At 71.0% G+C, this 15,273-nt stretch carries 13 protein-coding genes; 5 read left to right on the forward strand and 8 right to left on the reverse strand.

The features are described 5' to 3' along the window. The first annotated feature begins 88 nt into the window (after positions 1-88). The 5 genes from RSE42_RS19090 to RSE42_RS19110 all read left to right on the forward strand — a co-directional run bounded on the left by RSE42_RS19090 (position 89) and on the right by RSE42_RS19110 (position 6,296). A complete protein-coding gene (locus RSE42_RS19090; protein ID WP_415297567.1) occupies positions 89-1,939 on the forward strand; it encodes a protein kinase family protein in 1,851 nt (616 codons plus the stop codon). A gap of 353 nt (positions 1,940-2,292) precedes the next feature. Further along, positions 2,293-3,321, forward strand: coding sequence for a thioredoxin-disulfide reductase (trxB, locus tag RSE42_RS19095; protein ID WP_043651576.1), 1,029 nt, complete (start codon positions 2,293-2,295; stop codon positions 3,319-3,321). A gap of 39 nt (positions 3,322-3,360) precedes the next feature. Beyond that, the gene (gene trxA / locus RSE42_RS19100; RefSeq protein WP_021479912.1) at positions 3,361-3,693 is read left to right on the forward strand and encodes a thioredoxin; all 333 of its coding nucleotides are present in this window, start codon (positions 3,361-3,363) and stop codon (positions 3,691-3,693) included. A 148-nt stretch (positions 3,694-3,841) separates the two neighbouring features. Beyond that, on the forward strand, positions 3,842-5,170 hold the full coding sequence (locus RSE42_RS19105) for a PLP-dependent aminotransferase family protein (protein WP_061268283.1): 1,329 nt from the start codon (positions 3,842-3,844) through the stop codon (positions 5,168-5,170). A gap of 205 nt (positions 5,171-5,375) precedes the next feature. After that, positions 5,376-6,296: a D-alanine--D-alanine ligase gene (locus tag RSE42_RS19110; RefSeq protein ID WP_044143999.1), complete on the forward strand. Its 921-nt coding sequence runs from the start codon at positions 5,376-5,378 to the stop codon at positions 6,294-6,296. 2,144 nt (positions 6,297-8,440) lie between these two features. Here RSE42_RS19110 and RSE42_RS19115 read toward each other — a convergent pair. The 8 genes from RSE42_RS19115 to rpmH form a co-directional block, all read right to left on the reverse strand. Then, complete coding sequence (locus RSE42_RS19115) at positions 8,441-9,814, reverse strand: ParB/RepB/Spo0J family partition protein (protein ID WP_415297568.1); 1,374 nt, start codon at positions 9,812-9,814, stop codon at positions 8,441-8,443. Then, positions 9,811-10,983, reverse strand: a complete 1,173-nt coding sequence (locus RSE42_RS19120; RefSeq protein ID WP_332306493.1) for a ParA family protein — start codon at positions 10,981-10,983, stop codon at positions 9,811-9,813. Before RSE42_RS19120 ends, RSE42_RS19115 begins: the two co-directional genes overlap by 4 nt. Positions 10,984-11,098: 115 nt before the next feature. Further along, entirely contained in the window at positions 11,099-11,761 is a 663-nt protein-coding gene (gene rsmG, locus RSE42_RS19125) for a 16S rRNA (guanine(527)-N(7))-methyltransferase RsmG (RefSeq protein WP_415297569.1), read from the reverse strand. A gap of 404 nt (positions 11,762-12,165) precedes the next feature. Continuing rightward, positions 12,166-12,693, reverse strand: a complete 528-nt coding sequence (locus tag RSE42_RS19130; RefSeq protein ID WP_114552588.1) for a R3H domain-containing nucleic acid-binding protein — start codon at positions 12,691-12,693, stop codon at positions 12,166-12,168. A gap of 39 nt (positions 12,694-12,732) precedes the next feature. Beyond that, a complete protein-coding gene (yidC, locus tag RSE42_RS19135) occupies positions 12,733-13,824 on the reverse strand; it encodes a membrane protein insertase YidC (RefSeq protein ID WP_043651562.1) in 1,092 nt (363 codons plus the stop codon). 60 nt (positions 13,825-13,884) lie between these two features. After that, positions 13,885-14,220 (reverse strand): membrane protein insertion efficiency factor YidD, encoded by a 336-nt coding sequence (gene yidD / locus RSE42_RS19140; protein ID WP_021479903.1) that lies wholly within the window; start codon positions 14,218-14,220, stop codon positions 13,885-13,887. After that, entirely contained in the window at positions 14,217-14,585 is a 369-nt protein-coding gene (gene rnpA / locus RSE42_RS19145; RefSeq protein WP_031315171.1) for a ribonuclease P protein component, read from the reverse strand. Before rnpA ends, yidD begins: the two co-directional genes overlap by 4 nt. A gap of 6 nt (positions 14,586-14,591) precedes the next feature. After that, positions 14,592-14,729, reverse strand: coding sequence for a 50S ribosomal protein L34 (rpmH, locus tag RSE42_RS19150; protein ID WP_034225701.1), 138 nt, complete (start codon positions 14,727-14,729; stop codon positions 14,592-14,594). Between the last annotated feature and the right edge of the window lie 544 nt (positions 14,730-15,273).

Raw genomic sequence — 15,273 nt, forward strand, 5'->3', positions numbered from 1 at the left:
GGGTATCCGGTGATACGGGGGCAATCCGGGCCCGCGTACCATGGGGTCTCGACCACGAGTCCCACACGGAGGAGGTCCGGTGAACGGCGTGGCCCCAGGAACGTTGCTCGTCGCGCGCTACCGGCTCGACGAGCAGCTCGCGTCCGACCTGTCGGACGTCACGGCATGGTCGGCCCACGACCAGATCCTCGACCGACCGGTGCGGCTCTCGGTCGTCACCGGCGCGCACGTCGCCGAGGCGCTCGACTCCGCACGACGCGCGGCGCTCGTCGTCGACCCGCGCCTCACGCGGGTGCTCGACGTCGGGTCCGAGGACGGCGTGGCGTACGTCGTGACCGAGCGCTACACGGGCATCACGCTGAGCGAGGTCGTCGCCGGCGGGATCGTCGACCCGCAGCAGGCCCGCGCCATCGTCGGCGAGGCTGCCGCGGCGCTCGAGGTCGCCCGGCGCCGCGGTGTCCACCATCTCGCGCTGCGCCCGGACGCGGTGCGCGTCGACGGCAGCCGCGTGCTCGTCACGGGCCTCGGGCTCGACGCGGGCGTGGCGGGCCACGACCAGCACGACGCCGAGCAGACCTCGCGCGCGGACGCCGTCGGGCTCGTCGCGCTCCTCTACTACGCGATGACGGCCCGCTGGGCCGGGCCGTCCCTCGACGTCCCCTGGATCGCCGCGGACTCCATCCACCCGCTGCCCGCGCAGCGCGCGGGCGACAGCGTGCTCGCCCTCTCGGACGCCCGTCCCGACGTCCCCGCCGAGCTCGACGAGCTGTGCGCCGAGACCTTCGCCGGCACCCACGGCACCGCCGCGGAGTGGACCGCGACGCCCCGGGGAGAGGGTCCGCGCTCGCCCGCCGACGTCGTGGGTGCGGTCGAGCCCTGGGGCGAGGTCTCCGTCGTCGCGGCGCTGCCCGCGTTCGTGCAGCCCGCCGCCGGTGTGAGCCGCCAGTCGGTGCGGACGGCGTTCGACGGCGCAGCGAGCGCGCCGCCCGGGACGCCGCCGCCCGCGCCGCCCGTCCGCCGTCCGACGACCGGACGCATCCACCGCGTCGGCGCGGTGCCGGGGTCGGCCGGTGCGGGCGCGGGGGCGGCGTACGCCGCCGGGGCGGCGACCGGGGCCACCGCCGCCGTGCCGCCGCCCACCGCCGAGGCGTACTCGGTCCCGCCGCCACCCGTCGGCTACGACGCGGGCACCGTCCCCCTGCCGTACGACCCGGCGTCCCCGCCGCCCCCGCCCGCCGGTCCCGACGCCGCGCAGGCCTGGAGCGAGCCCGTCCCGTCGCGGCGCGGGCCGCGACGGTTCAACGCGACCCCGATCGTCCTCGTGCTCGTGCTGGCGCTCGTCGTCGGCGGCGTCGTCTGGGCCGTCAACACGGCGTTCGACGGCTTCGGCCCCGCCGTGCAGACCAACGAGCCCACCGCGGGCGGGTCGGAGGCACCGGCCGAGGGCGGTGAGGGCGACGCCTCCGCAGGTGAGGAGGCACCCCCCGCACCCGAGGTCCGCCCGATGATCGCGTCCGGCACCGCGCTCGACCCCGAGGGCGACGCCGGCGGCAACAACGACGGCGAGCACCCAGAGCTGGCGTCGCTGGCCTACGACCAGCAGCCGGACACGACGTGGATCTCGCGGCGCTACAACGCGGCGGACTTCGCCGGGCTGCGCTCGGGGATCGGTTTCGCCGTCACCCTCGAGGAGAAGGCGCCCGTCTCGTCGATCGTCATCGACACCGCGACGAACGGTGGCAACGTCGAGATCCGCGCGACGAGCCCGGACACCCCCACCGAGGGCACGGTGCTCGCCTCCGGGCCGCTCTCCCCCGGTGCGACGTTCACGTTCGAGCAGCCGGTCGAGGCCGAGTCCATCGTCCTGTGGTTCACCGAGCTGCCGCAGAACCCGGCCGGCGAGTACCGCGCGGAGATCAACGAGATCCTCGTCTCCTGACGTCGTGGGGGGCCCGACGCCGGGTCCCCCACGGTCCGGGCGTCGCCTGCCGCTGTGCTCGTGCCCGCGGTGCGGTGCTCGTCGCGGGCACGTGCGACGTCGCCGACCGCCCGTCGCTCGGGCGCCACGAGGCGGTGGAGCGCCCGCCCACGGCACCGTGTCGGCGGGGCACGGCCGGAGGCCGGCGCCGGGACCATCGCCGCGGCGAGCCGGGTGCCGGTCGGTTCGCGCCCACGGTGAGCCGAGCACCCGCCGACCCGCGAACCCCCGTACCGTGGAACAGAAGCCGCCCCGGCGGCGTTCACACTCTCGCGTGGTCGGCCGCCACGCACCGAGCATCCGAGGAGCAGCACGTGACCGAGCAGTCAGCCGTCCAGAACCTGATCATCGTCGGGTCCGGTCCCGCCGGGTACACCGCGGCGATCTACGCGGCGCGCGCGGGCCTGTCCCCGCTGGTGCTCGCGGGGTCGGTCACCGCCGGCGGTGCGCTGATGAACACGACCGAGGTCGAGAACTTCCCCGGGTTCCCCGACGGGATCATGGGCCCCGAGCTCATGGACCACATGCAGAAGCAGGCCGAGCGGTTCGGCGCACGCATCGAGTGGGACGACGCCACGCTGCTCGACCTCGAGGGGCCGGTGAAGACCGTCGTGACGGGCAACGGTGACACCTACCGCGCCCGCGCCGTCATCCTCGCGACCGGGTCCGCCTACCGCGAGCTCGGCCTGGACGACGAGAAGCGCCTGTCCGGCCGCGGCGTGTCCTGGTGCGCGACGTGCGACGGCTTCTTCTTCCGCGACCAGCACATCGCGGTCGTCGGCGGGGGCGACTCGGCGATGGAGGAGGCCACGTTCCTCACCCGCTTCGCCGAGAAGGTGACGCTGGTGCACCGTCGTGACGAGCTGCGCGCGTCGAAGATCATGGCCGACCGCGCGCTCAACGACCCGAAGATCGAGTTCGCCTGGAACAGCGAGATCGCCGGGATCGAGGGCGACAAGAAGGTCGAGGGCGTGACGCTGCGCGACACCGTGACCGGCGAGGAGCGCGAGCTCCCCGCGACGGGACTGTTCGTCGCGATCGGCCACGAGCCCCGCACCGAGCTCGTCAAGGGTCAGATCGACCTGGACGACGAGGGTTACATCCAGGTCGTCGGGCGCACCACCGCGACCAACCTCGAGGGCGTGTTCGCGTGCGGCGACGCCGTCGACCACACCTACCGCCAGGCCATCACCGCCGCCGGCTCGGGGTGCTCCGCCGCCCTCGACGCGCAGCGCTACCTCACCGAGCTCGCGGACGCGGCGGGCCTCGCGGACCTCGCCGGCACCCCGCAGACGCCGAACCCCGACGAGCTGCCCGAGGCGCTCGCCGAGCTCCAGGCCTGACCCCGCACCGCAGCCACCGACGTCCCCAGGAGGTTCACCATGTCGACCGTCCCCGTCACCGACGCCACCTTCCGCGCGGAGGTCCTCGAGTCCGACGTCCCCGTCCTCGTCGACTTCTGGGCGACCTGGTGCGGCCCGTGCCGCCAGGTCGCGCCGATCCTCGAGGAGCTCGCCGAGGAGTACGACGGCAAGATCAAGATCGCCAAGCTCGACACCGACGCGAACCCGGAGACGACCGCCGCCTACGGCATCGTGTCGATCCCGACGCTCAACGTCTACGTCGGCGGCGAGCTGCAGAAGTCGATCATCGGTGCGCGCCCCAAGCGTGCGCTCACGGAGGAGATCGACGCGGTCCTCGCCACGACCGTCTGAGCCGTCGCTTCCGCGACCGCTCGGCACTCGGAACTCGGACCGGGAGCGACGTCGGACCATGCACGCCGGAGGGCGGGCCACCAGCACGGTGGTCCGCCCTCCGGCGTCTTCACGCGATCCCCCGATCCTCCGTGCCACACTGGGGATCGTGACTGGACCGACGACTCCCTCGCAGCAGCCCGCTCCCAGCGGCACCCGCCTCGACCCGTGGTTCGGTGCCTACGCAGAGCGAGCGCACGGGATGCGAGCGTCGGAGATCCGAGCGCTGTTCTCGGTCGCGAACCGGCCCGAGGTCGTGTCGCTCGCCGGCGGCATGCCGTACCTCGAAGGCCTCCCTCTCGACCAGATCGCCGATACCATGCAGCGCCTCGTCGCGACGCGCGGTGCCACGGCGCTGCAGTACGGCTCCGGCCAGGGCGACGAGACCCTGCGTGAGCGGATCCTCGACGTGGTGCGGATGGAAGGCATCGAGTGCCACCCCGACGACGTCGTCGTGACGACCGGCTCGCAGCAGGCGCTCGACCTCGTCACGCGGATCTTCGTCGACCCGGGCGACGTGGTCGTCGCGGAGGCGCCGAGCTACGTCGGGGCGCTGGGCGTGTTCCGGTCGTACCAGGCCGACGTCGTGCACGTGCCCCTCGACGAGCACGGGCTCGTCCCGGAGGCGCTGGAGGAGACGCTCGCGCGCCTCGCCGCCGACGGGCGTCGCGTCAAGCTGCTCTACACCGTCCCGAACTTCCACAACCCCGCCGGCGTGACCCTCACCGCCGAGCGCCGCCCGCGCATCCTCGAGATCGCGCAGCGGTACGGCGTCCTCGTCATCGAGGACAACCCCTACGGGCTCCTCGGCTTCGACGGCCAGACGCTCCCCGCGCTGCGGTCGCTCGACGAGGACGGCGTCCTCTACCTCGGGTCGTTCTCGAAGACCTTCGCCCCGGGATACCGCGTCGGCTGGGTCGTCGCACCGCACGCCGTCCGCGAGAAGCTCGTTCTCGCGAGCGAGTCCGCGATCCTGTGCCCGTCGAACGCGTCGCAGCTCGCCATCGCGGCCTATCTCGACACGTGCGACTGGAAGGGCCAGATCAAGCAGTTCCGTGAGCTCTACCGTGAGCGTCGCGACGCCATGATCGGCGCCCTCGCCGAGCACCTCCCCTCGGCGCGCTGGACGGTGCCCGACGGCGGCTTCTACACCTGGGTCCAGCTCCCCGACGGGCTCGACGCGCGGTCCATGCTCCCCCGCGCGGTCACCGCGCGCGTCGCCTACGTCCCCGGGACCGCGTTCTACGCCGACGGCACGGGCGCGAGCCACGTGCGCCTCTCCTACTGCTTCCCGACCCCGGAGCGGATCCGCGAGGGTGTCCGTCGCCTCGCGGGCGTCGTGAACGCCGAGCAGGAGCTCGTCGAGATCTTCGGCACCAACGCCGAGCTCGACCCCGACGTCACGGACGTCGAGAACCCCTCGCCGAACCTGGCCTGAAGCCCCTCACCACACGACGCCGCGGCCGCCCCACCGGGCGGCCGCGGCACCGAACAGGAGTCCGTCACCAGTGGACACGACCACGGGCAGCCCCACGACGAGCGGCGTCGCCGACAGCACGACCTCGACGGACGCGCAGCGCCCTGACCAGCACCTTCACCTTCTTCGGCCCGACGACGACGTCCCCCCGGGCGGGCACGTCGCCATCCTCGCCGGCGGCCTCTCGCACGAGCGCGACGTCTCGCTCCGCTCCGGGCGCCGTGTCGCGGAGAGCCTCCGCGCCGCCGGTCTCGAGGTGACCGTGCACGACGTCGACGCCGACCTCCTCCCCTTCCTCGAGTCCGCGCGACCCGACGTCGTCTGGCCGCTCCTCCACGGTGCCAGCGGAGAGGACGGTTCCATCCGCGACGTCCTCGAGCTCGTCGGCGTGCCCTACGTCGGAACCGGTCCGCGCGAGAGCCGTGCAGCCTGGAGCAAGCCCGTGGCGAAGAACGTCGTCCTCGGCGCCGGCCTGTGCACCCCGGAGTACGTCACCCTCCCCCAGAGCCTGTTTCGCGAGCTCGGCGCCCAGCCCGTGCTCGACGCGGTCGTCGCACGTCTCGGGCTGCCGCTCGTCGTGAAGCCGACGCACGGCGGGTCCGCGCTCGGCGTCACGCTCGTCGAGCGAGCCGACCAGCTTCCTCGCGCCATGGTGGACTGCTTCGCGTACGGCGAGGTCGCCCTCATCGAGCAGGCCGTCCGCGGTGTCGAGCTGGCCGTGAGCGTCGTCGACCTGGGCCGCGGTCCGGAGGCCCTGCCGCCGGTCGAGATCGTCACGACGGGCCCGTACGACTTCGACGCACGCTACAACCCGGGCCGCACCGAGTACTTCGCACCGGCGCGACTCGACGACGACATCCTCGGCGTCGTCCGCGAGGTCGCCGTCCGGGCCCACTCCGCGCTCGGTCTCCGCGACCTCTCCCGGACGGACGTCATCCTCGACGCTGACGGGGTCGTGCAGTTCCTCGAGGTCAACGTCGCGCCGGGGATGACCGAGACGTCCCTTCTCCCCCAGGCGGCGCGCGCTGCCGGACTCGATCTCGGGCACCTCTACCGGTCTCTCGTCAACGCGCACGTGCGGCACTGATCCCTCCCCCGCCTGGCTGACCGGCGCCGCTGTTTCACGTGAAACAGCGGCGCTGTTCGTTTTCGGCCCACTCCGGCGGGACTGGTGAGCGAGAGCCACGGCGATGCCACGGCCTGCCGCGGCGGAGTTCGCGGATGCGTTGGCCAGACGGGATAGCACCGATTGATGCGACCCATCCCGACCTCTGCACAGATGCTCGTTCCCGGGCCGACCCACGTTCCCGTCATGACCTCGTACGATGGACTTCGCGCCCTCCGACTGGTCAGCGAAGGATCGCCGACAGGCGCGTCGTTTCACGTGAAACACCCTGACGGGACCGGCCGACTTCGCGCGGGCCCACTCTCCGGGCGATCGGCCCCGCGTCGCCCGCGCGCCGTCCCCAGCCGGCGTCCCGGGACCGCGCCCATGAACTGGGCGAGGCACGGCGTCGCGCTCGCGGAGCGAGGAGACGTCCGGTTCGCGTGGACGCTCCTGTGCTGTCTCTTTTCTCCGAAGGCGGAGAGCTCTCCCACCCACGGCGACGCGCAGGGTGCAGCAGAGCCACGGAGGCGAAGGTCTCGGCTGGGCGGAGGCTCGCCCGTCCCGATGCGTCATGTCGCCGACCGTCCACGACTGCCGCGGGGCCAGGATGATCGCGAGGGGAAGAGCGAGCCTCACGCGGCGGGCTTCCCGACCCGGGCACTTCTGACCTCCCCCGCATCCAGGTCCACCCCCGGTGATCCTGGCGGCGCATCACCGGAGCCCCTCCCCTCCCCCGATGCCGGGCTGCGGCCTCCAGCCCCGCCGATGCGTCGCGCGCCCTGGCGCTTCACATGCGGAGTCGGACGACGCGGTGCGGGCAGGTGCGCGGCGGCCGGCCCCAGCCGCATCGGACGCTGCCACGACCATCCGATGTTCCACGTGAAACAGCCAGTCACGGCGCGTGAGCGAGAGACGCCGCGTTGTCCGGCCCGTCCGCGTACGGGCTAACCGCGATCCCGCTGTGCTCTCACTAGAGGGCTTCACCGGCCCGTCCACCGGCGTCCGAGGTCGGCCGGCGGTGCACGGCAACGCTGTCGAGACGCCGTGGGCCACCGAGCCGCGAGCGGCAGCTCTGCGGCCTATCGTCGAAAACACGAGGCCCGCCCCGCTCACGCGCCATCCCGTTGTCACTGATCTGCATGGGGTCGGGGGCCCTCGGCCTCTGCCGCAAAGAGCGGCCGATACGCCGCCCCGCACATCGACACGTTGGCAGCGTGCCAGAGCGGCCACATCACGGAGCGCTATCTGCCCAACGTCTCCGGGGCCGATTGGCCTCGCCTCCGACGCGCGCCTCCGAGCGGAGAGCGCCGCGGGCCTTCGCTGCCTCGACGATCGGCCGGCGCTGCAGCGTATGAGGAGTTCGGCGTCGACCGTTTGCTTGCTCGCCGTCGTGAAGCCGATCAGCAGCCACGTCGTCCCGGACATGTTCCACGTGAAACACGTCGCGACCACAGCCTGCTCCGTGATGAGGGTCTCGACTCCCGACGCGAGGAGGAACGCGGCGAACGGCGACGGCGTCGGCCCGAGCCGGGGCGCCACGACGTCGCGCGCGTACGCGATGCGGGCGCTCCCGGCGAAGCGTTGGGCGAAGCCGGGTCTGCGAAGCCGCGAGCGCTCCACGGCGTACGCCCGCGCGCCGCTGGTCTGCCGTTTCACGTGGAACATCCGCCCTCCCCCCGGGCGGGAGCCACCACCGTCGCGTGTGCACAGCGCTCGAAGGGTGTGAGCGAAGGCCGCCCATCGTGACACGGCCGTCCTCGGCAGCGAGGCGTTCCAGCACTCGCTGAATAGCCTTGTGCTCCACCCGGCAGTCTTCCTTCCGCCCTTCCCGAGGCGGGTCTGCGTAGATCCACAGTTCCCTCACCACGCACCACGGGCGCAGCGCGTTGTGGCGACCGGCCGACACAGGGGTTGCTGGTCATGCGACTCGGATGCGCGCCGGCGAAGCCGGCTCGGGCGTCTCACCGTGGGAATGCTGAGGAGACGAGGTGCGGTCCGTCCCTCCCGACAGGCCAGCGGGGCGGGTGCACTCGCCGTATGGCGTGCGCACCCGCCCCGCTAGGTGATCCCGCGAGCCGCCCTCGTCGACGCAGCCGCGCCCACGACACCGGCGCGATCGTCGTCTACTTCCGCAACAGACCCGGGTCGTCGGGCGCCATGACATCGAGGATGCGGTTGAGGTCCTCGACGGAGGCAAACTCCACGGTGAGACGGCCCTTGTTCTTGCCCAGGTCCACCTTGACGCGCGTCTCGAAGCGGTCGGACAACCGATGCGCAAGCTCGTCGATCGCCGCAGACCGCTGTCCGGCCCGAGGAGTTCGCGGCGGGCGACGCTCCCCGTCCAGACCGCCCATCGCGACGATCTCCTCCGTCGCCCTCACGGAGAGGCCTTCGGCGACGATGCGCTGCGCCAAACGCTCGATCTCTGCACCGTCCGTGAGCCCCAGGAGCGCCCGGGCGTGACCTGCCGAGAGCACTCCGGCAGCAACCCGACGCTGTACGAGCGGAGGCAGGCGCAGCAGACGCAGGGTGTTCGAGATCTGCGGACGGCTTCGCGAGATGCGGTCCGCCAGCTCCTCGTGGGTGCAGCCGAAGTCGTCCAGAAGCTGCCGGTACGCGGCTGCCTCTTCGAGGGGATTGAGAGCACTGCGGTGCAGGTTCTCGAGGAGCGCATCACGCAGCAGGTCGGCATCGTCGGTCTCACGGACGATGGCCGGGATGGCATCAAGACCCGCTGCCTGCGTCGCCCGCCAGCGGCGCTCGCCCATGATCAGCTCATACGCGCCGGACTCCCCCGGCACCGGGCGCACGACGATCGGCTGGAGCACGCCGATCTCACGGATGGAACCGATGAGCTCATCGAGCTCGCCCTCGTCGAAAACGGTGCGCGGCTGCCGCGGGTTGGGTCGGATGGACGAGGTCGGGAGCTCGGCGAACCGCGCGCCCGGAACGGGCACCAGGTCGTCGGCGGCCCCGCCTGCCCACTCCTCCACGCTGGTCGATCCCGCAGATGAAGAGGCACCAGGCTCCGTTGCGGTGATCTCCTCCTCGCCGGCCTTCAGGCTGGAGTCCGACGTCGTTTCACGTGAAACCGCGCCCGTCATTGCCGAGTCGACCGTCGCCTGGTCTGTCGTCGCCTGGTCTGTCGTCGACGAGTCGCGAGTCGGCGCCAGGCTCGCGCTCGAGTCGGCGGTGTCCCCCGCCGCCACAGCATCCAGCTCAGCGAGGTCCGCGTCCGATAGCGAGGTAAGGGACGCGAGGTCAGCGGGCCCGGCGTCCGCGTCCGCGTCCGCCACCAGCGTCGTCACACTCGTGGTGGCTGCCGCCTCCTCGGCCTGCTGGTCGACAGAACTCTCTGCGGCGCCGGCCGTCTCGTGGTGCTTCGCCTCGTCCGTGGCAGGGCTCGGGAAGAAGACGTCGACGGGCCGCCTGCCCTCGGAGCTCGTCGGGATCAGGGCACCTAGTCCTCGACCGAGTCCTCGGCGCTTCTCGCTCATCGCTGTTCCTCCTGCCGCAGGCCGGGACCACCGATGGTGCCGGCGAACTCATGATCGTGGTGAGACGTGGAACCGGAATGTGCTGACCCCGGAGGGTCCTGGGGTGGCCGCAAGTCGGCGTTCCGTTGACGGTCCTCGCTCGTCCCCTCGTCGCTACGGTTCTCCGCTCGCTGCGTGAGCTCGCGGGCCGCTTCGAGGTACGCGAGGGCCCCCGTCGACCCCGGGTCATAGGTCATGACCGTCTGCCCATGGCTCGGGGCCTCCGAGATGCGCACGGAGCGCGGGACCGTCGTGCGCAGCGTCTGCTCCGGGAAGTGCTCGCGGACTTCGCTGGCGACCTGCTGCGCAAGGTTCGTCCTGCCGTCGTACATCGTGAGCAGGATCGTCGAGACATGGAGCCCCGGGTTGAGGTGCGCCTTGATCAGCTCGATCGTCTTGAGGAGCTGGCTCAGGCCTTCCAGGGCGTAGTACTCGCACTGGATAGGGATGAGCACTTCCCGACCGACCACGAAGGCGTTCACCGTCAAGAGGCCAAGGCTCGGCGGGCAGTCCACGAGGACGTAGTCGATGGGTTCGAGGCCGTCGCGCTCACGCTGGGCGAGATACTCATCGAGCGCACGACGAAGCCGTGTTTCACGTGAAACGAGCGACACGAGCTCGATTTCTGCACCCGAAAGATCGATGGTCGCCGGGACGCACCAGAGGGTGGGGATGTCGGGACACTGCTGCACCGCACTCGCCAACGGGTCGCCATCGACGAGAACCTCGTAGACCGACGGCGTCCCTGCGCGATGCTCGACGCCGAGAGCGGTCGACGCGTTCCCCTGGGGATCGTTGTCGATCACCAGGACGTTGAGCCCGGCCATCGCCAGCCCGGCGGCAAGGTTCACCGTCGTCGTTGTCTTCCCGACGCCGCCCTTCTGGTTCGCGACGGTGATGATCCGGGTGGTCACCGGTCGGGGGAAGCGACGCCCGTGCAGGTCGATCCGACGGCGAGCGTCCTCCGCGAGCTGGGCCGCCAACGGCGTCGACTCGTCGGCGACGGGAAGACTCGCCATCAGCGCTGCCCGGCGGTCGTCCTCGGTTCCCATGCTCCGATCGCCCTCCCCGTCGTGGGAGAGCGCCACCTGCTCCTCGGAGCCGTCGGGGCCCACAGGGCTCTGCGTCACGCGTCTCATCCTCTCCGTCGTCGCCTCTCAGCATCCGCCGTGCGCCATGGCTTTCGACGGATGTCGGGGCCGAGATCGGGCGTGTCGCTCACGTCCTCGGCACCCGTTCCCCAGATCAGCGGGATCCAGTCTGCCGCACGATACGAACGACCGTCGTGGTCTCCACGCCGGGGAGCGTCGGTGCCTCGATGATCTCCGGCTCGGACCCCTTGAGCTTGCGCAGGACCTTCCGCGCCGGATCGACCTCGCGACTCACGTTACGACCCTTGAGAACGATCATCTCTCCGCCGGGTCGAACCAGCGGGAGCGACAGTCGCACGAGCTTGTCGAGTGCCGCGACGGCTCGCGACGTCACCGCGTCGCACTCGAACGCCCCGTGATACTCCTCGGCCCGTCCTCGCTTGACCTCGATGTTCGGCAAGGAGAGGTCCTCGGCGATCTCCGTCAGCCAGGCGCAGCGCCGCTCCATCGGTTCGATGAGGTAGACGGTCGCCTCCGGCCGCATGGCGGCGATCACGACGCCCGGCAGGCCGGCGCCCGATCCCACGTCAGCGATCAACCCGGTCCTGGGCAGGAAGGGCACGACGGCGGCCGAGTTCAGGATGTGACGATCCCAGATCCGCGGAACCTCCCGCGGTCCGATGAGACCGCGCAGCTCGCCTTCGCTCCGCAACCGTTCGGCGAACTTCTCGACGACGACGAACGCGTCACCGAAGTACTCGATCAACGCCTCCCGGGGGATGTCCGGATCCTCGTTGCCTACGGACTCGTGCTGCATCGGGTCGTCTGCCTCCTCGTGTGCGAACGCCTCATCGTTTCACGTGAAACGACGTCGAGCGTGCGCGGCCCACCGAGTGCGGAGCGAGGTTCGACGCGCCCTGACTACGGTCCCTTACGCTCCGAGGGTCGTCGTCACGCTTCTTCTCGCCGACACGAGGAACGGCGGTCGTCGCGACGTGGCGAATGCCGTCGATCAGGGCATCTGCCCGCACACGCCCCACCACCCGGCGCTCGTCGCGCCCCGCAGCTCCTGTGCGGTTCCCCTGCCGACGGGACGTCAGCACCTCCGCACCCAGAGTCGCGCGGAGCTCGTGGGCACCTGCACACCCTCAGCAACGCGCTTCGCCCCGCGTTTCACGTGAAACGCGGGGCGAAGGAGCGGTGGGGTCGTCTCCGACGGTGTCAGTCTGTCGGGTAGATGACGACGTAGCGCTGCGGCTCGACACCCTCCGAGTCGCTCCGCAGCCCGGCTGCGGCCACGGCGTCGTGGATGACCTTGCGCTCGAAGGCGTTGAGCGGTTCGAGCGAGACCTTGGTGCCCTCGGCACGGACGCGCTCGATCGCCTCTGCGGCCTGCGCCGTGAGCTCACGACGGCGGCCCGCACGGAAGCCGGCGACGTCGAGCATGAGACGGCTCCGCTCCCCCGTCCGGGCCTGCACGGCAAGACGCGTCAGCTCCTGCAGCGCATCGAGCACCTCGCCGTCGTCGCCGACGAGAGAGCTCAGAGCGGCGGGGTCGTCCGCGACGATCTCGACAGCGGCCCGGTCGTGCTCGACGTCGATGTCGATGTCACCGTCGAGGTCCGCGATGTCGAGGAGCTCCTCGAGGTAGTCCGCCGCGATCTCCCCTTCCTCCTCGAGTCGGGTGGTCTCCGGGGCGGATTCCTCGGTGGACGTCGCGTCGGGCGCGGGCGTCTCGGTAGGCGTCATGCGTTGCTCCTCACGGCACGTGCGCGCTCGGGCGCAGGTCTACTTCTGCTTCTTCTTCTTGGGCGCGGGCTTCGACGCGCCGGTCCCGGACCCGCCCTTCGCGGCACCGCCCGGTGCCGGCTTGTCCGCCGGGGCATCCTCCACCGGGGCATCCTCCGGGGTGGTCGCGGACACCGTCCCGACGGGACGAGGGGCGCTCTTCTGGCGGTCCTTGCGCTTGGGCTGCTGACGCTGGCCGCGAGGCTGCTCGATGACCGGCGTCGCGTCCTCGACGACGCCCTTCGCCGCGCGCTTGCGCGCCTGGCGCTCCTTGAGGAGGCGCTCCGCCTCCGAACCCGGGGCCGGCATGCGTCGGATCGTGTAGAACTGCTGCCCCATCGACCAGAGGTTCGTCGTGGTCCAGTAGACGAGGACACCGACGGGGAAGTTCACGCCGGAGACGGCGAAGATGAAGGGGAAGACGTAGAGCATCATCTTCTGCGTCGAGGCCATCGGGCCCTCGAGAGCGGCCTTCGGCATGTTCTTCATCGTGAGCTGTCGCTGCGTGAAGAACGTCGTCGCGCACATCGCCAGGATGAGCACGGCGATGACGATGCGGGTCTGCAGGTCGTCCGTCTGGAGGAAGACGTCGGAGAGCTTGGCTCCGAAGACCGACGAGCTCTCGATGTCGCTCGCCACCGAAGCGTCGATCGGTCCGATGCTGTCGCGCGAGTACGTACCGTCCGAGATCGGCTTCAGCGAGTTCAGCACCCGGAAGAGTGCGAAGAAGATCGGCGACTGGAGCAGGATCGGCATGCACGAGGCGAAGGGGTTCGTCCCGTGCTTGCGGTAGAGCTCCATCGTCTCGCGGCTCATGGCCTCACGAGACGCGGGGTCCGTCTTCCCCTTGTACTTCTTCTGGATCGCCTGCATCTCAGGCTGCAGCAGCTGCATGCCGCGCGACGCCTTGATCTGCTTGAAGAACAGCGGGATCAGCAGGATGCGGATGATGATGACCAGGCCGACGATCGACAGGACCCAGGCGGGCCCCGGACCGTCGGAGAACCCCAGGAACGTGAGTCCCTGGTGGCAGAAGTACATGATCCAGGCGACTACCCACTCGATCGGGTAGAGAAACGCGAAGAAGTCCATCCGTGACTGCTCCCTCAACTTCGGACAAAGCGTGTGAAAGCCCGTTTCCCGGGCAGCGGGCTAGTGCGTGTGTCGTGCCGGCGGAACGTCGTCGACCCCACCGAGGCTCCAGGGGTTGCAGCGCAGCAGCCGCCAGAGGGCGAGGCCCGTTCCGCGCAGGGCGCCGTGACGACGCACCGCCGTGAGGGCGTACTGGGAGCAGGACGGGTAGTACTTGCACGTGGGCCCGGTCATCGGGGAGATCACCGACTGGTAGGCCCTGATCATGCCGATCAGCGTGAGAGCGGGGACCCGGCGCAGCAGGTCGACGACCCGGCGGACGATGCCGCGCTCGTCGGTCCCCGGCTCCTCGGGCGAGGACGGCGCAGGGACGCGCGGCGGGTGGGTCGTCGTCATCGACGCTCGCCCGCTCGCTCGTCGAGCCGACGGGTCGCACGTACGAGACCGCTGTCGAGGTCGGCGCTGAGCTCCTCGAAGGAGGCGAGCGCCGCGCCGGGAAGCGCGCGGACGACGGCGCGCCCGTGCGCGGGCAGCACGGAGAGGCGCGACGCCGTGGCGGCACGCAGTCGGCGCTTCACGAGGTTGCGGTGCACCGCGTTCCCCACTGCCTTGGAGACGACGAAGCCGACCTGCGGCTGGGCAGCGCCCTCGGGATCCTCCGAGAGGTGCACGACCACGGTCGACCTACCAGCACGCACGCCGCGGCGCACCGCCCGCTCGAAATCGACGGAACGGCGCAGTCGGTGCGCCGCGGGGAGCACGTGCGATCAGGCAGAGAGCTCGGTGCGGCCCTTGCGGCGGCGGGCAGCCAGGATGGCGCGGCCGGCGCGGGTCCGCATGCGCAGCCGGAAGCCGTGGGTCTTCGCCCGGCGCCGGTTGTTCGGCTGGAAGGTCCGCTTGCTCACGAGGTACTCCAAGAACGTCGGGGAGGTACACCGTCTATGTCCTCGACGATGCAGTGACAGGCTCCGGTTGGCTCCTGCCGGTGGTTCGGGTCGTGCGCCGGACGGTCCCCCGCCCGGTCACCGCTCAGGCGCGCGGACCGGATGGCCATTGCTGGGGGCACCGGGTCCTCGCAGGGATTTCCTGACGTGAGGCCTCGCGTCGAGTTTCCTCCACGCGGGCGCGCCAAGAACACCTGGAACGGCTGTCTGACGTTACGCTGCGCAACCCCTCCGGGTCAAACCACGACGGGTGACCTTCGCCGCGTGCGACGATGGCGCGGCGTCGTCCCGGATCCCGGCATCCTGCCGGTGAGAGCATCCTCACCCTACAACCCACAGCCTGTGGACAACTATGTGGATGAGGGGTTCCCGTGGCACGATCGACCCCAGCATCACCCCATCCGTGACCTTCTCCTCGTCGGCGCACCCCCGCCCGGCTCGTCAGCGTGCTCGACGGCCGGAGCTCTGCCCGGCGCACGCTGTCGACCCCCGTGAGGAACTGCCC

Origin of the sequence: Cellulosimicrobium sp. SJTW-1 (genome assembly GCF_047716875.1) — a bacterium.
Lineage (GTDB): Bacteria > Actinomycetota > Actinomycetes > Actinomycetales > Cellulomonadaceae > Cellulosimicrobium > Cellulosimicrobium funkei.

Excerpts from the sequence above, each read along its gene's own strand:
- yidD (WP_021479903.1), bottom strand. The coding sequence starts at position 14,220 with ATGACGACGACCCACCCGCCGCGCGTCCCTGCGCCGTCCTCGCCCGAG.
- RSE42_RS19130 (WP_114552588.1), bottom strand. The coding sequence starts at position 12,693 with ATGACGCCTACCGAGACGCCCGCGCCCGACGCGACGTCCACCGAGGAA.
- trxA (WP_021479912.1), top strand. The coding sequence starts at position 3,361 with ATGTCGACCGTCCCCGTCACCGACGCCACCTTCCGCGCGGAGGTCCTC.
- rsmG (WP_415297569.1), bottom strand. The coding sequence starts at position 11,761 with ATGCAGCACGAGTCCGTAGGCAACGAGGATCCGGACATCCCCCGGGAG.
- RSE42_RS19115 (WP_415297568.1), bottom strand. The coding sequence starts at position 9,814 with ATGAGCGAGAAGCGCCGAGGACTCGGTCGAGGACTAGGTGCCCTGATC.
- yidC (WP_043651562.1), bottom strand. The coding sequence starts at position 13,824 with ATGGACTTCTTCGCGTTTCTCTACCCGATCGAGTGGGTAGTCGCCTGG.